The 17,082-nt window shown below is 74.2% G+C and carries 19 protein-coding genes; 10 read left to right on the forward strand and 9 right to left on the reverse strand.

The features are described 5' to 3' along the window. Positions 1-291: 291 nt before the first annotated feature. Positions 292-702 carry a DUF1232 domain-containing protein gene (locus ACFT5B_RS10610; RefSeq protein WP_386797972.1) on the reverse strand — a complete coding sequence of 137 codons (411 nt, stop codon included), beginning with the start codon at positions 700-702 and terminating at the stop codon, positions 292-294. 3 nt (positions 703-705) lie between these two features. Beyond that, positions 706-1,086 carry an ArsR/SmtB family transcription factor gene (locus ACFT5B_RS10615; protein WP_386797973.1) on the reverse strand — a complete coding sequence of 127 codons (381 nt, stop codon included), beginning with the start codon at positions 1,084-1,086 and terminating at the stop codon, positions 706-708. A gap of 78 nt (positions 1,087-1,164) precedes the next feature. Here ACFT5B_RS10615 and ACFT5B_RS10620 point away from each other — a divergent pair, with 78 nt between their 5' ends. After that, entirely contained in the window at positions 1,165-2,574 is a 1,410-nt protein-coding gene (locus tag ACFT5B_RS10620; RefSeq protein ID WP_386798007.1) for an FAD-dependent oxidoreductase, read from the forward strand. 64 nt (positions 2,575-2,638) lie between these two features. Here ACFT5B_RS10620 and ACFT5B_RS10625 read toward each other — a convergent pair whose 3' ends face one another. Together ACFT5B_RS10625 and ACFT5B_RS10630 are read right to left on the reverse strand one after the other, a co-directional pair. Then, on the reverse strand, positions 2,639-3,070 hold the full coding sequence (locus ACFT5B_RS10625) for an arsenate reductase ArsC (RefSeq protein ID WP_386797974.1): 432 nt from the start codon (positions 3,068-3,070) through the stop codon (positions 2,639-2,641). Positions 3,071-3,107: 37 nt separating this feature from the next. After that, a complete protein-coding gene (locus tag ACFT5B_RS10630; RefSeq protein WP_386797975.1) occupies positions 3,108-4,040 on the reverse strand; it encodes a cation diffusion facilitator family transporter in 933 nt (310 codons plus the stop codon). A gap of 147 nt (positions 4,041-4,187) precedes the next feature. Here ACFT5B_RS10630 and ACFT5B_RS10635 point away from each other — a divergent pair, with 147 nt between their 5' ends. From ACFT5B_RS10635 to ACFT5B_RS10655, 5 genes are all read left to right on the forward strand, one after another. Then, positions 4,188-4,739, forward strand: a complete 552-nt coding sequence (locus ACFT5B_RS10635; protein ID WP_386797976.1) for a universal stress protein — start codon at positions 4,188-4,190, stop codon at positions 4,737-4,739. A gap of 113 nt (positions 4,740-4,852) precedes the next feature. Then, the gene (locus ACFT5B_RS10640; protein WP_386797977.1) at positions 4,853-5,248 is read left to right on the forward strand and encodes a hypothetical protein; all 396 of its coding nucleotides are present in this window, start codon (positions 4,853-4,855) and stop codon (positions 5,246-5,248) included. 10 nt (positions 5,249-5,258) lie between these two features. Continuing rightward, complete coding sequence (locus ACFT5B_RS10645; protein ID WP_386797978.1) at positions 5,259-5,984, forward strand: hypothetical protein; 726 nt, start codon at positions 5,259-5,261, stop codon at positions 5,982-5,984. After that, positions 5,981-6,799 carry a mechanosensitive ion channel family protein gene (locus ACFT5B_RS10650; RefSeq protein ID WP_386797979.1) on the forward strand — a complete coding sequence of 273 codons (819 nt, stop codon included), beginning with the start codon at positions 5,981-5,983 and terminating at the stop codon, positions 6,797-6,799. The genes ACFT5B_RS10645 and ACFT5B_RS10650 overlap by 4 nt, the downstream gene beginning before the upstream one ends. A 20-nt stretch (positions 6,800-6,819) precedes the next feature. Beyond that, complete coding sequence (locus tag ACFT5B_RS10655; RefSeq protein ID WP_386797980.1) at positions 6,820-7,581, forward strand: potassium channel family protein; 762 nt, start codon at positions 6,820-6,822, stop codon at positions 7,579-7,581. 6 nt (positions 7,582-7,587) lie between these two features. Here ACFT5B_RS10655 and ACFT5B_RS10660 read toward each other — a convergent pair whose 3' ends face one another. From ACFT5B_RS10660 to ACFT5B_RS10670, 3 genes are all read right to left on the reverse strand, one after another. Next, entirely contained in the window at positions 7,588-10,248 is a 2,661-nt protein-coding gene (locus ACFT5B_RS10660; protein WP_386797981.1) for a LuxR C-terminal-related transcriptional regulator, read from the reverse strand. Between the two features lie 81 nt (positions 10,249-10,329). Beyond that, positions 10,330-12,120, reverse strand: a complete 1,791-nt coding sequence (locus ACFT5B_RS10665; RefSeq protein ID WP_386797982.1) for a SulP family inorganic anion transporter — start codon at positions 12,118-12,120, stop codon at positions 10,330-10,332. A gap of 34 nt (positions 12,121-12,154) precedes the next feature. After that, positions 12,155-13,447: an ion channel protein gene (locus ACFT5B_RS10670; protein ID WP_386797983.1), complete on the reverse strand. Its 1,293-nt coding sequence runs from the start codon at positions 13,445-13,447 to the stop codon at positions 12,155-12,157. 131 nt (positions 13,448-13,578) lie between these two features. Here ACFT5B_RS10670 and ACFT5B_RS10675 point away from each other — a divergent pair, with 131 nt between their 5' ends. The 3 genes from ACFT5B_RS10675 to ACFT5B_RS10685 are packed head-to-tail and all read left to right on the forward strand — an operon-like array spanning position 13,579 to position 14,863. Continuing rightward, positions 13,579-13,998, forward strand: coding sequence for a DUF6325 family protein (locus ACFT5B_RS10675; protein ID WP_386797984.1), 420 nt, complete (start codon positions 13,579-13,581; stop codon positions 13,996-13,998). A 29-nt stretch (positions 13,999-14,027) separates the two neighbouring features. Next, on the forward strand, positions 14,028-14,369 hold the full coding sequence (locus ACFT5B_RS10680; RefSeq protein ID WP_386797985.1) for an SHOCT domain-containing protein: 342 nt from the start codon (positions 14,028-14,030) through the stop codon (positions 14,367-14,369). 11 nt (positions 14,370-14,380) lie between these two features. Next, positions 14,381-14,863: a DUF1269 domain-containing protein gene (locus ACFT5B_RS10685; protein WP_386797986.1), complete on the forward strand. Its 483-nt coding sequence runs from the start codon at positions 14,381-14,383 to the stop codon at positions 14,861-14,863. Positions 14,864-14,963: 100 nt separating this feature from the next. On the opposite strand, the gene ACFT5B_RS10690 is transcribed toward ACFT5B_RS10685, so the two are convergent. After that, a complete protein-coding gene (locus ACFT5B_RS10690; RefSeq protein ID WP_386797987.1) occupies positions 14,964-15,692 on the reverse strand; it encodes an SDR family oxidoreductase in 729 nt (242 codons plus the stop codon). A gap of 83 nt (positions 15,693-15,775) precedes the next feature. Here ACFT5B_RS10690 and ACFT5B_RS10695 point away from each other — a divergent pair, with 83 nt between their 5' ends. Then, entirely contained in the window at positions 15,776-16,402 is a 627-nt protein-coding gene (locus tag ACFT5B_RS10695; protein ID WP_386797988.1) for a TetR-like C-terminal domain-containing protein, read from the forward strand. A gap of 17 nt (positions 16,403-16,419) precedes the next feature. Here ACFT5B_RS10695 and ACFT5B_RS10700 read toward each other — a convergent pair whose 3' ends face one another. Beyond that, complete coding sequence (locus tag ACFT5B_RS10700; protein WP_386797989.1) at positions 16,420-17,016, reverse strand: TetR/AcrR family transcriptional regulator C-terminal ligand-binding domain-containing protein; 597 nt, start codon at positions 17,014-17,016, stop codon at positions 16,420-16,422. Between the last annotated feature and the right edge of the window lie 66 nt (positions 17,017-17,082).

Below are 17,082 nucleotides of genomic sequence, written 5' to 3' on the forward strand. Positions count from 1 at the left end.
CACCTCCGTCGTGGGGCGGACGGCCGGTGCCGGTCCGCGGACGCTTCCACCCTGGCCGAGGCCGCCGGACGATGCCTCATCCCTGGAGGATGAACCATCGTCGTCGGATCGCTGCGGCGTGGGGGCACGGTCGGCGCAGGGTCGCAGGGTCAGACGGTCAGGTGGTCGACCAGCGGACGGACTCGTTCGTCGAGCTCGGGAAGACGTACGGCACCGCGCCGGGCCACCATCTGCTCGCACCGCAGGACCGGGACGGCCGGCGCGCCTGACGGGCGGACCGGAGGCGGCACGTCAGCGTGCCGCCTCCAGCCCGGCGGCGCGGCAGAGCGCGGCGAACCCGTCGGGTGTCCCCGTCCACCGGTCCCGGAGCGGCTCGAGCCCGACCCGCCGCACGACGGCGCGCAGCACGGCCACCGCGACGATCGCGTCGTCGGCGTACCCGAGGACGGGCACGAAGTCGGGGACCAGGTCGATCGGGAGCGCGAGGTAGACCAGGAGGAGCCAGAGCCGGACCCGCACGCCCCGCGGGAGGGACCGGTCCGTCGCAAGGCTCTTCAGCAGTCGCAGAAGGTCGGGCAGGATCCGCAGCGCCTCGCGCAGGACGCTCCCCTGCGGCCGGACGAGGAGCAGCGCGACGAACAGCGCCAGCCACGCCGCTACGACGGCGACCGCGAGCCCGACCAGCAGCTCACGCCAGTCCACGGGTCATCCCGCCGCCGCGGCGTCGGTGATCGCGCGCAACGCCTCCGCGGCGCGGCCGACCGCGCCGTCGACGAGCGAGTAGTACGACCAGCGTCCCCGCTGCTCCCGGGTGAGGAAGCCGGCGTCGACCAGGATCTTCAGGTGGTGGCTGACGGTCGCCTGGGCGAGGCCGACCGGGCCGGTGAGGTCGCAGACGCATGCCTCCCCGCCGTCCTGCGCCGCGACGATCGAGAGGAGCTGGACGCGGGTCGGGTCACCCAGGGCCTTGAAGGTCAGCGCGAGTGCGCGGGCCGCCTCGGGATCGAGGCCGGCTTCGCCCGTGCCGCACCCGCAGCCCGGGTTGCCGGCGACCGGGGTGAGAGTGAGCTCCGCGAGCGACGTCATGCCCTCATCTTGCCATCCATCGAGAAATGTCGATACGTTGAGCCTGCGATTGATCGACATTCTTCGATGGGAGTGGTGATGGGCGAGGTCACGAGGTCGGAGCTTCCGGTGGTGGTGATCGGCGCGGGCCCCGTGGGGCTCGCCGCGGCGGCGCACCTGCTGGAGCGAGGGCTGGAACCGCTGGTCGTCGAGGCCGGGGACCGGGTCGCCGCCGCCGTGGCGTCGTGGGGGCACGTGCGCCTGTTCTCCCCGTGGCGCTACGACGTCGACGGAGCCGCGCGGCGCCTGTTGGAGCCGACCGGGTGGGTCGAGCCGCAGCCGGACGAGCTGCCGACGGGGCGCGAGCTCGTCGAGCGGTACCTCGCGCCGCTCGCCGCGACCCCGCAGCTCGCGCCCCGGCTCCGGCTCGGGACCCGCGTGCTCGCCGTCGCCCGCGACGGCGCCGACAAGACCCGGTCGCTGGGCCGCGAGCGCCGCGGCTACCTCGTCCGGACGGTCGACGCCCAGGGTCACGTCGTCGACGTGCACGCCCGCGCGGTCCTCGACGCCTCGGGAACCTTCGAGGCGCCGAACCCGCTCGGACGTTCCGGGCTGCCGGCCGACGGCGAGGCCGCGTCCGCCCCGTTCGTCACCGGGCCGTTGCCGGACGTCCTGGGGGCGCAGCGCGAGCGTTTCGCCGGAAGGCACACGCTCGTCGTCGGGATGGGGCACTCGGCCGCGAACACGCTGCTCAGCCTCGTCGAGCTCGCGGAGACCGAGCCGGGAACCCGGATCACCTGGGCGATCCGCGGCGGGTCCGCGCGCCGCCTGTTCGGCGGGGGCGCCGACGACGAGCTCCCCGCGCGCGGCCTGCTCGGCACCCGCCTGAAGGCCGCCGTCGAGGCGGGCCGCCTGACCCTGATGACCTGGGCGACGATCGAGCGGCTCGTCCCCGGCGAGGACGCCGTCCGCGTGCTCGGGACGACCCGGGACGACGCGTTCGACGTCGAGGTGCACCAGGTCGTCAACGCGACCGGGTTCCGCCCCGACCTCGACATGCTGCGCGAGCTGCGCCTCGACCTCGACCCCGTGGTGGAGGCGCCGAGCGCGCTCGCGCCCCTGATCGACCCGAACCAGCACTCGTGCGGGACGGTGCCGCCGCACGGCGAGGCCGTGCTCTCCCACCCGGACGACGGCTTCTACCTCGTCGGCATGAAGTCCTACGGCCGCGCGCCGACGTTCCTCCTCGCGACCGGGTACGAGCAGGTCCGCTCGATCGCCGCGGCGCTGGCTGGTGACCGGGCGTCGGCGGACGCGGTCGAGCTCAGCCTGCCCGCGACGGGCGTCTGCTCGAGCGACCAGGCGCTGGGCACCGACGGCGGGTCGTGCTGCGGGACAACGCCGGCCGAGCCGCAGCTCGTCGAGCTCGGGCTCCGCGCCCCCCTGCCCGTCGCGGTGGGGTTCGCGACCGGAGTCGCCCACGGCAGGTCCGGCGACGCCGACGCGTAGCACCGCGAGCGCCACGAAGGCCGGGACCCCTCACGGGCCCCGGCCTTCGTCGTCGGCCCTGCCCTCAGACGGAGGCGACCGGTGCCACGCCGAGCTCTCCCAGCAGCACGAGGATCCGCGCGCGGATCTCGTCGCGGATCGGGCGGACCGCGTCGATGCCCTGGCCGGCCGGGTCGTCCAGCTCCCAGTCCTCGTACCGCTTGCCCGGGAAGATCGGGCAGGCGTCGCCGCAGCCCATGGTGATCACGACGTCGGAGGACTGCACGGCGTCGGTGGTGAGGACCTTGGGGCGCTCGGCCCGGATGTCGATGCCCTCCTCGAGCATCGCCTCCACGGCGACGGGGTTGATCTGCGCGGCGGGCATCGAGCCGGCCGAGCGGACCTCGACGGCCCCGCCCGACAGGGCGCGCAGGTAGCCCGCGGCCATCTGCGAGCGGCCCGCGTTGTGGACACAGACGAACAGTGCGGACGGCTTCGTGCTCTCGGTGGTGCTCATCAGGATCTCCTGGGGCGGTGGGTCGACGGCGGGTGTCTCAGGGGTGGCCCGGCGCCTCGTGGGCGGCGTGGGTCGCGGGCTCGAGCTGGAAGGTCGAGTGCTCGACGGGCACGTCGAACCGGGTCGCGACGCAGTCCTGGAGCGCGTCGAGGATCTGGGGCGCGTGCCCGTCGCGGAAGCACCCGCCGTCGACGACGACGTGCGCGCTGAGCGTCGGGAGCCCGGTCGCGATGAGCGAGGCGTGCAGGTCGTGGACGTCGCGCACGTGCTCGACCTGCAGGAGCTGGGCCCGGACCGCGTCGAGATCGAGGCCCGCGGGCGTGGTCTCGAGCAGCACCGACGCCGTCTCGCGGAGGAGCTTGAACGCGCGCGGGAGGATGAGCGCGCCGATCAGGAGACCGGCGACGGCGTCCGCGCGGTACCAGCCGGTGGTCGCGATGACGACCGCCGCGACGATCACGCCCACCGACCCGAGCGCGTCGTTCAGCACCTCGAGGAACGCGGCGCGCAGGTTGAAGCTCGCCGAGCGACCGCCGCTCAGCACCGCGAGCGACACGAGGTTCCCCACGAGCCCGACGACACCGAACACGACGAGCGCCGCGGACGGCACCTCGGGCGGGTGCACGAGCCGCGAGATCCCCTCGATCAGGACGTAGACCCCGACCGCCAGCAGGATCGCCGACTGGGCGAGCGCAGCGAGGACCTCGAGACGCCGCAGCCCCCAGGTGCGGCGCGGCGTCGGCGGGCGGAGGACCAGGCGGGAGGCGACGAGCGCGACGAGCAGGCCGCCCGCGTCCGTGAGCATGTGCGCCGTGTCGACGAGCAGCGCGAGGCTCCCCGTGACCAGGGCACCGACGGCCTCGGCGACGAGGATCGCCGTCGTGATCCCGAACGCGACCGCGAGCCGGCGCCAGTGGCCCGCGTCGCTCGCGTCCCCCGCGCCGTGCGCGTGGTCGTGTGTCGTCCCCACACGACGATGCTAGGTCCCGGCGCGCCGGCCCCTGCCCACGCCCCCGCCGAGTGCGACGCCGGTGTTCGCCGAGTGCGTCGCACTCGGCGAACGAGGTACGCCTACGCTGGGATCGACGCGCAGGCGTCGGAGACGAGGAGGTTCCGCGTGAGTGGCACGTCCGTCCCCCAGCCCGGCCTCGAACGCATGGTGCCGTTCCCCGGCCACCCCCTCGTCGTCGGCGTCACCCCCGGGCAGGACCCGCTCGTCGTCCGCACCGCCGCCGCGCTCGCGAGCGCCGTCGGCGTCCCCCTCTTCTTCGCGTACGCGGACACGTCCCGGTTCGTCGTCGAGGAGCACCCCGACGGCACGGTCCGGCACTCCTCGATCGACCCCGACGGCGTCGACGACGCCTGGGAGGACGCCGAGGCCGCGCTCCGCGACTCGCTCGCGGACCTCATGCGCGACGACGACCTGCACTGGGAGCTCCGGTACCTCGCGGGCCGGCCCGACCGGGCGCTCACCCACCTGGCCCGCGCCGTCGACGCGTCGGCCATCGTCGTCGGGACCCGGGCCACCGGCACCGGACGCCACCTGCGCGACCTCCTCGAGGGCTCGGTCGCCGCCCACCTCTCGCACCACCAGCACCGGCCCGTGGTCACCGTGCCGCTCGCCGTCGTCGACTGGAAGGAGATCCGGGCGCCCTGGGCGACGCGCTGAGCCTCCTCTCGCCTCATCCCTCGCGGATGAGGCGCGAACCCCCTGGTCGCGGGACCGTGAGGGGGTAAGCACGCGACCGCCGCGCGGGTCGGCGGCTTCTCCAGGGAGGAACCATGGCACAGAGGGTCACCGCATGGGTGGGCTGGATCTGGTTCGCCGGCATCGTCATGTTCATCGCCGGCATCTTGAACTTCTTCTACGGTCTGGCCGCGGTGCTCGGGCCGGACAAGGGGTACGTCGCCGTCAACGGCAAGCTGCTCATCCTCAACATCGACGGCTGGGGCTGGGCGCACCTGATCTTCGGGATCATCGTCGCGGTCGTCGGCCTCTTCGTCCTCACGGGGCAGGCCTGGGCCCGGATCACGGCGATCGTCCTGGTCGCGCTCAACGTCATCACGCAGTTCCTGTGGCTGCCGGTGCAGCCCTGGTGGTCGCTCATCGTGATCATCCTGGACTTCTTCGTCCTGTGGGCGCTGATCGTGCACGGCGAAGAGGCCGAGCGCGTCTGACGCCGCACCCGTGACGCAGGAACCGTCCGCTGCGCGCGGCGGGCCGGACGAGCAGTCCGAGCCCGCCGCGCGTCGGCGCGTGCTCCAGGGTCACGGCGCGGGGGTCGCCGGCTTCCTGTTCGCGATCCTGTTCACCTGGGGCTTCCTGCTCCTCGACCAGGGCCCCGGCCGCACCGCCGGCAACGACACCCTCGTCTCGTACTACCAGGGCTCCGGCGGGACGGCGATCCTCCTCGCGGGCTTCTACCTCGTGCCCTTCGCCGGGCTCGCGTTCCTGTGGTTCATGGCGGCCAGCCGCCACCGCATCGGCCAGCTCGCGCACCACGAGCACACCCTGTTCGCGACGGTCCAGCTCGCGTCCGGCATCGCGTTCGTCGCCATGTTCTTCGCCGCTGCGGCCGCCGCGGTCTCGGGCGTCGCGGCCTCCCGGCTCGGGGGCGTCCCCGCGGGCGACCTCGTCGGCACGACCCGCACCATGCTGACCTACGGCGACGCGCTCCTCATGATCTTCGGGTTCCGCATGGCGGGCGTGTTCATCCTCGTCACGACGACGCGCGCCCTGCGCGCCCACCTGTTCCCGCGCTGGTTCGCGGCACTCAGCTATGCGGGTGTCCTCGTCCTGCTCTTCTCGCTCAGCTACGTGCGGTGGATCGTGCTCATCATCCCCGTCTGGGTGTTCGCCGCGACCGCGATCACGCTGTTCCGACGGAGGACCGGGAAGCAGCTCGAAGCATGAACCTCGGATCCTGGATCGACTTCGACGCGATCTCCGGCTGGACGATCGTCTGGCTCGTCGTCACCGCGGTCGCGACCTGGCTCGCGGCGCGGTACGGGCGCAAGGCGGTCGCGCGCCTGCTTGCCCGCATCGACGGGCTGAGCACCGACTACAGCGTCACCGCGGCGCGGCTCGCGGGCTACCTCATCGTGCTGCTCGGCATTGGGATCGCCCTCACGATCCTCGGCGCCAACGTGCAGCCGCTGCTGATCCTCGTGCTCATCGTCGGCGTCGCCGCCTTTCTCGCGCTCCGGGGCGTCGCGGACAACTTCGGCGCGAGCCTGATCCTCCAGACCCGCAAGCCCGCCCACATCGGCGACCTCGTCGAGTCGCTCGACTACCTCGGGACGGTCGTCGAGCTCAACGGCCGGTCCGTGGTGCTGCGGACCTTCGACGGTCACATCGTCCACCTCCCCAACGGGAAGGTGCTGGCCGAGCCGCTCGTGAACCGCAGCTCCCCGACCGGGAACCGGTCGATGATCGAGGTCCGCACGACTGAGCTGAAGCGCGTCGACGAGCTGCGCGACGTCCTGCTCGGCGCGGTCCGCCACACGAACGGCGTCCGGACGGACCCGCCCCCGGACCTCGTGTGGGTCGGGAGCAGCCCCGACCGGCTCGTCGGGCGGCTGCGCGTCTGGCACGCCCCTCTCGACGACACCGCCGTGATCTCGGCGGTCGTGCTCGCGGCGTCCGAGGCGCTGCGCGACGCCGGGCTCGCCGTCACGCTCCTCGCTCCCCCGCCGCCCCCGCCGTTCACGCCCCCGCCGGCGCTCTGATGAGCGCCTCTCTTCCGGCCATGACTCCCGACGGCGCCCGGTCGCCCGCGCCGGCGGCCCGGCGCGGGCCGTGGCACGCCGTCCGGCGCCTGGTCCGCCGCGCCGACGACTTCGTGGTCGTGCTCGTGCTGCTCCTCACGACCTACGTGCTGTACTCGGCGAGCGGCCACGTCGCGGTGCAGGCCGTCGTGACCGGGCTCTACGTGCTGACGTTCCTCGTCGCGTTCCAGGCGTCGGACCCCACGCACCGTCAGAAGGTCGCGATGGCCGTGACGTTCGCGGCCGCGGTCGTCGCCGTCGGGCTCAGCGCCTGGCTCCTCCCCCACGGCGACGCACGCGGGGTCGCGAACGCGTTCGTCGCGGCGATGCTCGTGGTGACGCTGGTCGCCGTGCTGCAACGTGTGCTGCACCACCCTCGCGTGACCGTGCAGTCGATCGCGGGCGCGCTGAGCGCCTACCTCCTCGTCGGGATGACGTTCAGCGCGGTCTACGCCGTCGTCGCCTGGTTCGGGCCGCACCCCTTCTTCGCGGGGGGCGGGCACGAGGACGCGCGCTCGTTCCAGTACTTCTCGTTCACGACGCTCACGACGACCGGCTACGGCGACCTCGCGCCGTCGAGCCCCGCCGGCCGCAGCCTCGCGAACATCGAGGCGCTGACCGGCCAGATCTTCCTCGCGACGCTCGTCGCGAGCCTCGTCGCGTCGTACGGGCTGCGGGCCTGGCGGCAACCACCCGCCCCGCCCGACGACGCGCCGCCCGAGGGACCTGACACGGTCCCGTAGCGGACCTCAGGCGCCCGTCAGCAGACCGCGCTCGAAGGCGACGCGGACCGCGTCCCGCCGCCCCGTGACGCCGAGCTTGCGGTAGATCGCGCGCTGGTGGGTCTTGACGGTGTTCACGGACACGAACAGGGCCGCCGCGACGTCCGCCGCGGTCATCGGCGACCGCAGGTACAGCAGGATCTCGCGCTCGCGCTCGGTGAGCTCCCAGTAGGCGGCGGTCCGGCGGGTGTCGTCGTGGGCCGCCAGTGCGCTGAGGCGCGCCCCGATGAACGCCTCGTGCTTCGTGCCCCACGTGAGGTGCGCCCCGAGGAGGTCGACCAGCTCAGGACCGCGCTCCCCGAACGGCCGCAGGAGCCGGCGCTCCTCGGCGTCGTCGAGCGCGCCCTCCAGGGCCTCGTGCGCGAGGCGCGCGTCCCCGCACGCGTCGTGGAGCAGGGCGGTCGTCAGCGCGAACGTCACGGAGATCTCGGCGTGCCGGAGCTCGGCCGGCACCTCGGAGAGCGCGGCCCACGCCTCCTCGCGCAGCCCCGCCCGGCGGTGCACGTCCGCGGCCCACACCCGGGCGAGCGGCATGCGCGGCCCGGCGGCCCGGCGACGCAGCAGGTCGGACGCGCCCCGCGCGTCCCCGCCCTCGACGAGCACCCGTGCCTCGATGACCTGCACGAGGTCCGCGATGGTCGGCTCGGCGGCGAGGAGGTCCTCCCGGGCGGCGACCTCCGCACGCGCCCGTGCCAGCCCCGCGGCGTCACCCGCGCCGAGGCAGGTCGTCATGAGCACGACGGCGGCCCGCAGCCCGACGACGCGGCCGCGCGTCCGGGTGAGGTCGAGCGCGCGCCCGAGGGCGGCACGGGCGACGTCGAACTCGTCGCGCGCGTAGCCGACCATGCCCAGCACGAGGTAGGCGGGGGCGACGGCGGAGGTCTCGCTCCAGCCGAGCCGCTCGGTGCGCCGCAGCAGGTCGTTCGCCTGACGCGCCGCCCCGTCCAGGTCACCCGCGCCGAACAGGGGCACGGTGGCCTCCGCGAGGCAGGCGACCTCGATCGCCGCGCAGCCCGCCTCGGCCGCGAGCCGCGCGCCCTCGCGCAGGTGCACGAGCGCCTCCGCGTCGTCGTACGCGAGGCGGGCCTCAGCGCCCCCGACGAGGTAGTAGGCGAGCGCACGCGTCGACGGCGCCAGGAGGTCGGCGGCAGCGAGCAGGCCGCGGTCGCCGTCGAAGCGGCCCGGGTCCGTGCGTGCCCCGCACTCCCGCGCGACGTACAGGCTGACCAGCGCCTCCGCGACGTCGAACGCCGCCCGCCGGTCCGCGGGAAGCCGGTCGCGCCGGCTGCGCGCGAGCGCGAGGAGCGTCTCGGCGGCCGGGTCGCCGTCGGCCACGCGGCACGCGGCCTCCACCAGGACGACGTCGGCGGCGTCGCGCTCGGGGCCGCCCACCGCGTCCACGAGCCGGCGCAAGGTGGCGGTCTCGCCGGCGACGAACGCGTCCGCCCAGCCGGCGAGCAGCACGCGCGTCGCGAGCGCGGGGTCCTGCGCGGTGGCGGCGTGCCCGACGGCGGCCGCCAGGTCCGACGAGCCCAGCGCCTCGGCGGCGGCGCGGTGGACCTGCGCGAACCGGGCCGGGTCGGAGCGGCGCAGCACCTCCTGGCACTGCGCGGCGAACAGCTCGTGCCACCGGTACGCCGTGGGCGCGCCCGACCGCTCGAACGCGGCGAGGAACAGCCCGGAGCGCACGCACCGCTCGAGCAGCGCCGGCCCGCTGTCGCCGTGGAGCGCCCGCGCGAGGTCCGCGTCGATCCGCTGCACGGCCGTCGCGTCGAGCACGAACGCCGCGACCTCGGGCTCGAGCGTCTCGACGACCTCTTCGAGCAGGTAGTCGGCGAGGGGCGTCGGCGCGACCGCGAGCTCGCGGATACGCGCCGCCGGGTCGGCCGCGTCGCGAAGAGCGAGACCCGTGAGCCGCACGGCCGCGGGCCAGCCGCCGGTCGCCCGGGCGAGCTCCTGCACGGCGTCGGGGTCGACGTCGAGGCCGAGCTCCGCGACGACCAGCTCCACGTGGTCGGCCGACAGCGCGAGGTCCTCACGACGCAGGACGCCGAGGTCACCGGCCGCCTGCAGCCGCTGCACGGGCAGCGGAGGGTCGTACCGCGAGGCGACGACGAGGTGGACGTCGTCGGGCAGGTACCGGGCGAGGCTCGCGAGCAGGTCGCGGGACCCGGGCGCGTGGAGGACGTGGACGTCGTCGAGCACGAGGACGAGCGGGCGGGCGGCCTCCTCGAGCGCGACCAGCAGCGCGTCCACGTGGGACTGGCGCAGGCGGGCGCCCGCCGCCGGCGCGCGCAGCGCGTGCAGCGACGACGACGCCCGTGCCGGACCGGCGGACCCGGCCGGGTCGAGCGCGGCGCGCAAGGAGGCGAGCAGCCCTCCGAAGAGGCGACGCGGCTCGTCGTCGAACGGGTCGAGCGAGAGCCACGCGACCGCGCGCTCGTCCTTCTCCGCCCACTGCGCCAGCGCCGTCGTCTTGCCGTAGCCCGCGGGCGCGGACACGACCACCACGCGGTGGTCCCGCGTGAGTCCGTCGAGTCGTCGCCGCAGCGCCGGACGATCGACGGTCCGCGCCATCGCGTGCGGCACCGTGATCTTGACGCTGGGGTGCCCTGCCGCCCCTGTCATGGCTCGAACGTACCGACGGCTCATCGGTCGCGCGCGGCGAACGGGCGGCCGCGTCGAGCAGGCCGCACGGCGACGACGCGGTCACCCCACGCTGCCGGCGCTCCCGTCGACGCGGGACGCGTCCGACGACGTCGCGCCCGGCGCCAGCGCGTCGATGGCCTCCCGGATTCCCCGGTACACCGGCGGCTGGTCGTGCGCGTCGAGCGCCGCGCGCAGCTCGTCACGCACCGGCCCGACGTCGCGCGCGACCGCCAGCCGTGCACCTGTCCGGGCGAGGTCGGTCTGCAGCGTCGAGAGCATCTCGGCCGCGTCGACGTCGACGAAGGGCACGGTCGCCGCGTCGACGACCACCAGCCGCGGGTGCTGCTTCGCCGCGAGGCCGCGGACCTCGCCCCGGATCCGGTCGGCGTTGGCGAAGAAGAGCCCGGACTCGGGCCGCACGACCAGCACCCCGTCGACGGGCCGGACGGCCCGACCCAGGCTCGCGGCGCGCTGCGAGTCGACCCACGCGCCGACGTCGTCGAGGACGAGCACCGCGACCCGTGCGTGGGAGGCGCGCACGAGCAGCAGGAGGAGCGACAGGACGATGCCGATGACGAGACCGGGCAGCGTGTCGAAGACGAGGACACCGAGCGCAGCGGCGAGCGCCGCGAGGAAGTCGTCTCGCGCCGCCGTCCCGTAGAGCGCCCGCACGGACGGCGTCGCGAGGCCCCACAGGCGCCGCAGCGCCGCCACGTCCACGAGCTCGATCACTGCGGCGATCACGACCGCGGCCAGCACCGCCTCGGGCAGCGACTCGAACAGCGGCGTCAGGAACAGGAGCGTGAGGAGCGTCAGCACCGCGGAGGTGAGGCCCGAGACCTGGCTCTTGGCGCCCGCTCCCCCGTTCACGGCCGTCTTGGAGAGCGACCCGTTGACGACCATGCCCGACGCGAGGCCGGAGCCGAGGTTCGCGGCACCCATGCCGATCAGCTCGCGGTTCGGGTCGATGTCGTAGCCCTCCCGCGCCGCGTAGGTCTTGGCGGCGCCGAGGGCCTCCGCGAAGCCCACGAGCATCACCCCGATGCACGGCCCGATGAGGTCGGTGAACTGCGTCCAGGTCGCGTCGGGAAGACCGAGCGCCGGGAGCCCCGCGTCGATGTGCCCGACGATGTCGACGCCGTGGTCGTCCAGGTGGAAGACCTTGACGGCGAGGATCCCGAGGATCACGACGACGAGCGAACCCGGAAGCTTCGGGACGACCCGGCGCAGGAGGAGGACGACCACGAGGCTGCCCGCGCCGAGCGCCGCGGTGACCCACTGGATGTCGCCCAGCTCGGTGAGGATGTGCCAGAGCTTCTCGAAGAAGTTCCCGTCGCCCTTGTCGACGCCGAGCCCGGCGGGCACCTGGCCGATGATGATCGTGAGCGCGAGGCCGATGATGAACCCCTTGAGCACGGGCTCGGAGATGAACGACGCGAGGAACCCGAGCCGGACGACGCCTGCCACGACGCACAGCACCCCGGTCACGAGCGCGAGCGCGGTGGTGAGGACGACGAACAGCGCGTCGTCGCCCCTGGCGAACGCGCCGACGACGCTCGCGGACAGTGCCGCCGTCGCCGACATGGGTCCCACGACGAGGTGACGCGAGCTGCCGAACGCCGCGTAGAGGATCAGCGAGGGAACCGCGGCGTAGAGGCCGACGACGGGCGAGACCCCGGCGATCCCGGCGTACGCGAGCGCCTCGGGGACGAGCACCGCCCAGACGGTGAGGCCCGCGATCAGGTCACCGCGCAGCCAGGCCCTCCGATACCCCTGGAGCGAGCCGAACACCCACCACGTGCGCGTGGGCGCGGGTGGGACGGCGCGGGTCTGCGGTGAGGTCGCTGTCACGGTCCCACCTTGCTGCGGCGCAGGGCCGCGGGGATCACCCGCGAGGGATGAGCGCCGCGAACTCCGGCCGGTCGGCGGGTGCCTCGGCGCGAAGCGGGCGCAGCCGGCGCACGACGAGCCAGAGCGGGACCAGCGCGAGGCACAGGACCGGCAGCAGCCGGATGTCCCCGACGGTCGTCGCCGCCATGAACAGGGCGAGCCACCCGTCGCGGCTCACGACGAGGACGGAGCCGAGCACGCCCGCGGAGACGGCGACCGTCGGAGGCACCGCCGACACGAGCGACGACGCCGACAGGCCGAACGCCACCCCGATGAAGACCGCGGGGAAGATCCGGCCCCCGCGGAAGCCCGCGCCCGCAGCGACGACGAGGGCCGCGAGCTTCACGATCCCGATCGCGAGGAGCCCGTACCAGGCGTAGGTGTCGGCGCGCTCCGCGAGCTCCTTCATCTCCTGAAGGCCCTTGAACAGCGTGAGCGGTCCGCCCACGACGCCCAGCAGCCCGAGCACGAGGCCCGCGGCACCCAGCGCGAGCACGGGGCTGCGCAGGCGGTGGAAACCGGTGTGGACCAGCGGGAAGACGAGGACGGCGAGCAGGCACAGCAGGGCGGCGACGACGGCGACCACGGCCGCGGAGAGCGCGTCGCCGAGGGCGGGGCCGGGATACGGCGGGAGGTCGACCGCGAAGGTCGGGGCGTCGAACGCCTCCATCGTCACGGCCCCGGCACCCGCGGCGACGAGCGGGCCGAACAGGCGGTCGAAGAGGTGGCCCGTGCGGTCACCGCGCTCGGCGAACGCCTCGGTGAGCACGAGCGCCGCCGCGACCGGGGTGGCGAACATCGCGCCGATCGTTCCGGCCATGCCGAGCGAGACCGCGACGGGCACCGGGACGCCCAGCCGGGGCCGGCACAGGAACCAGGCCGCGAGCGCGACGTTGATCGCGATGATCGGGTTCTCGGGACCGAGGCTCACGCCACCCGCGAGCCCCAGCACCAGCGCCGCAGCGAGCCCGGGGAGCGTCCGGAGTGGGAGCGGCGCGGCGACCAGCTCGGTCGTGGCCGGGTCGACGCCCGCGTGGCCGGGTGCCCACCGCACCACGACGCCGACCAGGACGCCCGTCAGGGTGAGGACGAGGACCGTCCACCAGGTGTCGGTGGTACCCACGCCCCACGCGTCCGGCAGCCGGTCCCAGACGAGCTGCTCGATCCCGTTGGCGACCGTGGTCAGGCCGAGGAGCGCGAGCGCGCTGGCCACGCCGACGGCGAGCGACGGCACCACGAGCCGCACCAGCGTCCTCGTCGTGAGCTGCGGACCCTCGTCCTCCGGCACCCCGCCAGGCAACCACGCCCCCGCGGACGGCGGATCACCCGCCAGGGATGAGCCGAGCCGCCCCGCCGAGGACGAAGGTGGGGATGTGGGGGCGCTGCGCGGCGCCCCCGGTCTTCGAGGAGAGGAACGCGATGAGCGACACCATCTACGGCCCGGCTGACTTCTACGCGATCAGCCTGCCGAACGGCGACGTCGACGACGTCGTCCGCCAGGCCGTCCTCGACCTGCTGGGCAGCGACGCGGTGACCGTCGTCGACCTGCTCGTCGTGCGGAAGGACGCCGACGGCAACGTCGACGCGGGCGAGCTCGCGGAGGGCGTCCTGCCCGGCGTCGACGAGCTCGGCGACACCGGTGCCCAGCTGGCGAGCGAGGAGGACGTGGCGACCGTCGCGGACCTGCTCGAGCCGGGCAGCGCGGCCCTGGTCGCGGTGATCGAGCACACCTGGGCCCGCAGCCTCGTGGAGGCGCTCGGCGAGGTCGGCGCGGAGGTCGTGATCGCCGAGCGGATCCCGGCCGAGATCGTCAACGCGAGCGCCGCCGAGCTCGACTGACCCACCCCTGCACACGAAGGAGCACCATCATGATCGGACGAGCCAGGATCGGACGCGGGGGCCTCATCGGGACCGCCGCACGCACCGCCGTCGTCGCCGGGACGGCCACGGCCACGACGGGCGCGATGGCCCGACACCAGCAGCGCAAGATGTACGAGCAGCAGGCGGAGTACGCCGCGCAGCAGACCGCCCCGCAGCCGGTCTACGCGGAGCCCGTCCCGGCCGCGCCGGCGCCTGCCCAGGTCGAGGCGGCTCCCGCCGGAGGGGGCGAGGACCTCTACGCCCAGCTCCAGCAGCTCGGGCAGCTCCACGCGCAGGGCGTCCTGAGCGACGAGGAGTTCGCCCAGGCCAAGGCGAAGATCCTCGGCTGAGGGAGGCCACGATGACGACGTTCACCGTCTGGAAGTACGACGACGCGGCCCGCGCCGACGAGGCAGAGAACATCCTGCGTCAGGCCGCCCGCGAGGGCCTGGTCGAGATCCACGACACGGCCGTGGTGTCGTGGCCGCAGGGCGACGCCCGCCCGACGACGCACCACGGCCACGAGGACACCAAGAAGGGCACGGGCTGGGGCGCGCTCTGGGGCTTCGTGTTCGGCCTGCTGTTCTTCATGCCCCTGATCGGGGCCGCGGCGGGCGCGGCCATCGGTGCGGCCGCCAAGTCGCTCAACGGCCTGGGGATCAAGGAGTCGGACCTCGACACGCTCCGCGCGCAGATCACGCAGGGCACGTCCGCGTTGTTCGCGGTCACCGAGGGCGCGGACCTCGACCGGCTCGGCGAGCGCGTCCACGGGCTCGGCGGGACCCTGATCCTCACCAACCTCACCGACGCGGAGAAGAGCAACCTGCTCGAGGTCGTGGACTGACCTCACCCGCCCTCCGGCGAAGTACCGACAAACGGCCGAGATACCGATGCAGGGTCGGTATCTCGGCCGTTTGCCGGTACGTCGGCGGAAAGGGCGGTGCTCAGGCCGCGCCGCCGTTCGCGAAGATCGTCTGGCCGTTGATCCAGCGCGCCGGGCCGACGAGCGCCGCGACCACCTCGGCCACGTCGTCGGGCGTGCCGAGGCGTCCGGCGGGGTTGAGGCCCGCGATCCGGTCGATGAGCTCCTGCGGCTTGCCCTCGCGGAAGAGCGGGGTGTCGGTGGGCCCGGGGGCGACGGCGTTCACGGTGACGTCGCGGCCGGCGAGCTCGCGGGCGAGGATCAGCGGCAGCGCCTCGACCGCGCCCTTCGACATCGCGTAGGCGCCGTAGGCCGGGGTCTGCAGCCGGGTGATCGACGTCGAGAAGAGCACGATGCTCCCGCCGGCGCGGACGCGGCGCGCGCCCTCCCGCGCGACGAGGAAGGTCCCGCGCAGGTTCGCTCGCATCACACGGTCGAACGTCTCGAGGTCGGTCTCGGCGAGCGGGGAGAGCGGCATGATCCCGGCCGTGTGGACGACCGCGTCGACTCCCCCGAGCTCCGTCTCGACGGTGCCGAACAGGGCGAGCGCCGATTCCTCGTCCCCGAGATCGGCGCGGACGGTGACGGCCTTGCGGCCCCGTTCCCGGACCTCGGCCGCGACCTCCTCGGCACGGTCGGCGTTGCCGAGGTAGTGCACGGCCACGTCGAAGCCGTCGGCGGCGAGCCGCCCGGCGACCGCCCGCCCGATGCCGCCGGACCCACCCGTCACGAGTGCCACGCGGTGCGTCATGGTGTCTCCTCCGTCACTCCGGCTCGACCTCGATGTGGACGAGTCGTTCAGATGGAGACGACGGTACTGCAATAATGGACGACGTGTCCACTTCTGTAGAGAACGAGCCGGCCCCCCGACGGCGCCGCGGCCGACGCCCCGCCGGCGAGGTGCGCGCCGAGGTCCTCGCCGCGGCCGCCGCCCTGCTGTTCGACGACGGCATGGCCGCCGTGACCTTCGAGCGCGTCTCCGCGGCGTCGGGCGCGAGCAAGACCACGCTCTACAAGTGGTGGCCGAGCCCCGGGGCGCTCGCCGCCGAGGCGTACTTCGACCGCGTCGAGCAGGCGCTCGAGTTCCCGGACACGGGCGACGTCGAGACCGACCTCCGCAGCCAGCTCCTCGCGTTCACCGACCTCATGACGCACGACCGCGCCGGCCAGGTCGTGCGGGAGCTCATCGGGGCCGCGCAGGGCGACCTCGCGCTCCGGACGGCGTTCGCCGCGTCGTACGGCAGGCCACGCCGCGACGCGGCCATCCGCGTCCTCGCCCGGGCCCGCGACCGCGGACAGCTCCGCGAGGACGCGCCGCTCGACGTCGTCGTCGACCAGCTCTGGGGCGCCTGCTACCACCGGCTCCTCGTGCTCGACGAACCCCTGTCCCCCGAGCTCGTCGACCGGCTCGTGCACAACGCGCTGCACGGCGCCGCCCCCGCGGGCGGCGCCGCCCGCTGACGAACCGGGACGCGGACCTACGCGGCGGGGGTGAGCGCGCCCAGCATCGCGAGGACGGCGCGCGTCGTCGAGCGGGCCAGGTCGTCGTCGACCGGACCGGAGCCCGGCAGCACCGAGCGCGCGAGGATCGGGCCGACGAGCATGTCGCAGATGAACGGGACGTCGTCGTACCCGGGGATCTCGCCCCGCGCGACGGCGGCGTCGAGCAGGAGCGCGACGCGCGCCCGCCGGGGCTGGATGAACTGGCTGCCGTAGGTCTCCGAGAGCACCGGGTCGGCCCGGACCGACTCGAGCAGCCCCGGGAGGTTCTTGGCCATGAGCGGGTCCGCGAACATCGCGACCTCGGCGAGCTGGAGCGCGAGAAGATCGCCCTCGAGCGAACCGGTCTCGAGGGGCGGCTCCGCGCCGAAGTGCTGGCGGATGACGTGGAACGCCAGGTGCGCCAGGTTGGGGTACCGCCGGTAGAAGGCGGGCCTCGTGGAGCCGATCTCGGCGCAGAGAGACTCCACCGTGAGGCTCGAGTAGCCGTCGGTCACCATCGCCCGTTCGGCCGCGCGCACGAGCGCTTCGCTGATGGCCGGATCCTGCGGCCGGCCCACTTGCCGAGAAGACATGGGTCGACCGTACCAATCGGACCCGTTCACGCGTCAGTCCCCACGCCTGGAAGGTCTGTCCGGCAC

Origin of the sequence: Luteimicrobium sp. NPDC057192, from assembly GCF_042670205.1 — a bacterium.
Lineage (GTDB): Bacteria > Actinomycetota > Actinomycetes > Actinomycetales > Cellulomonadaceae > Luteimicrobium.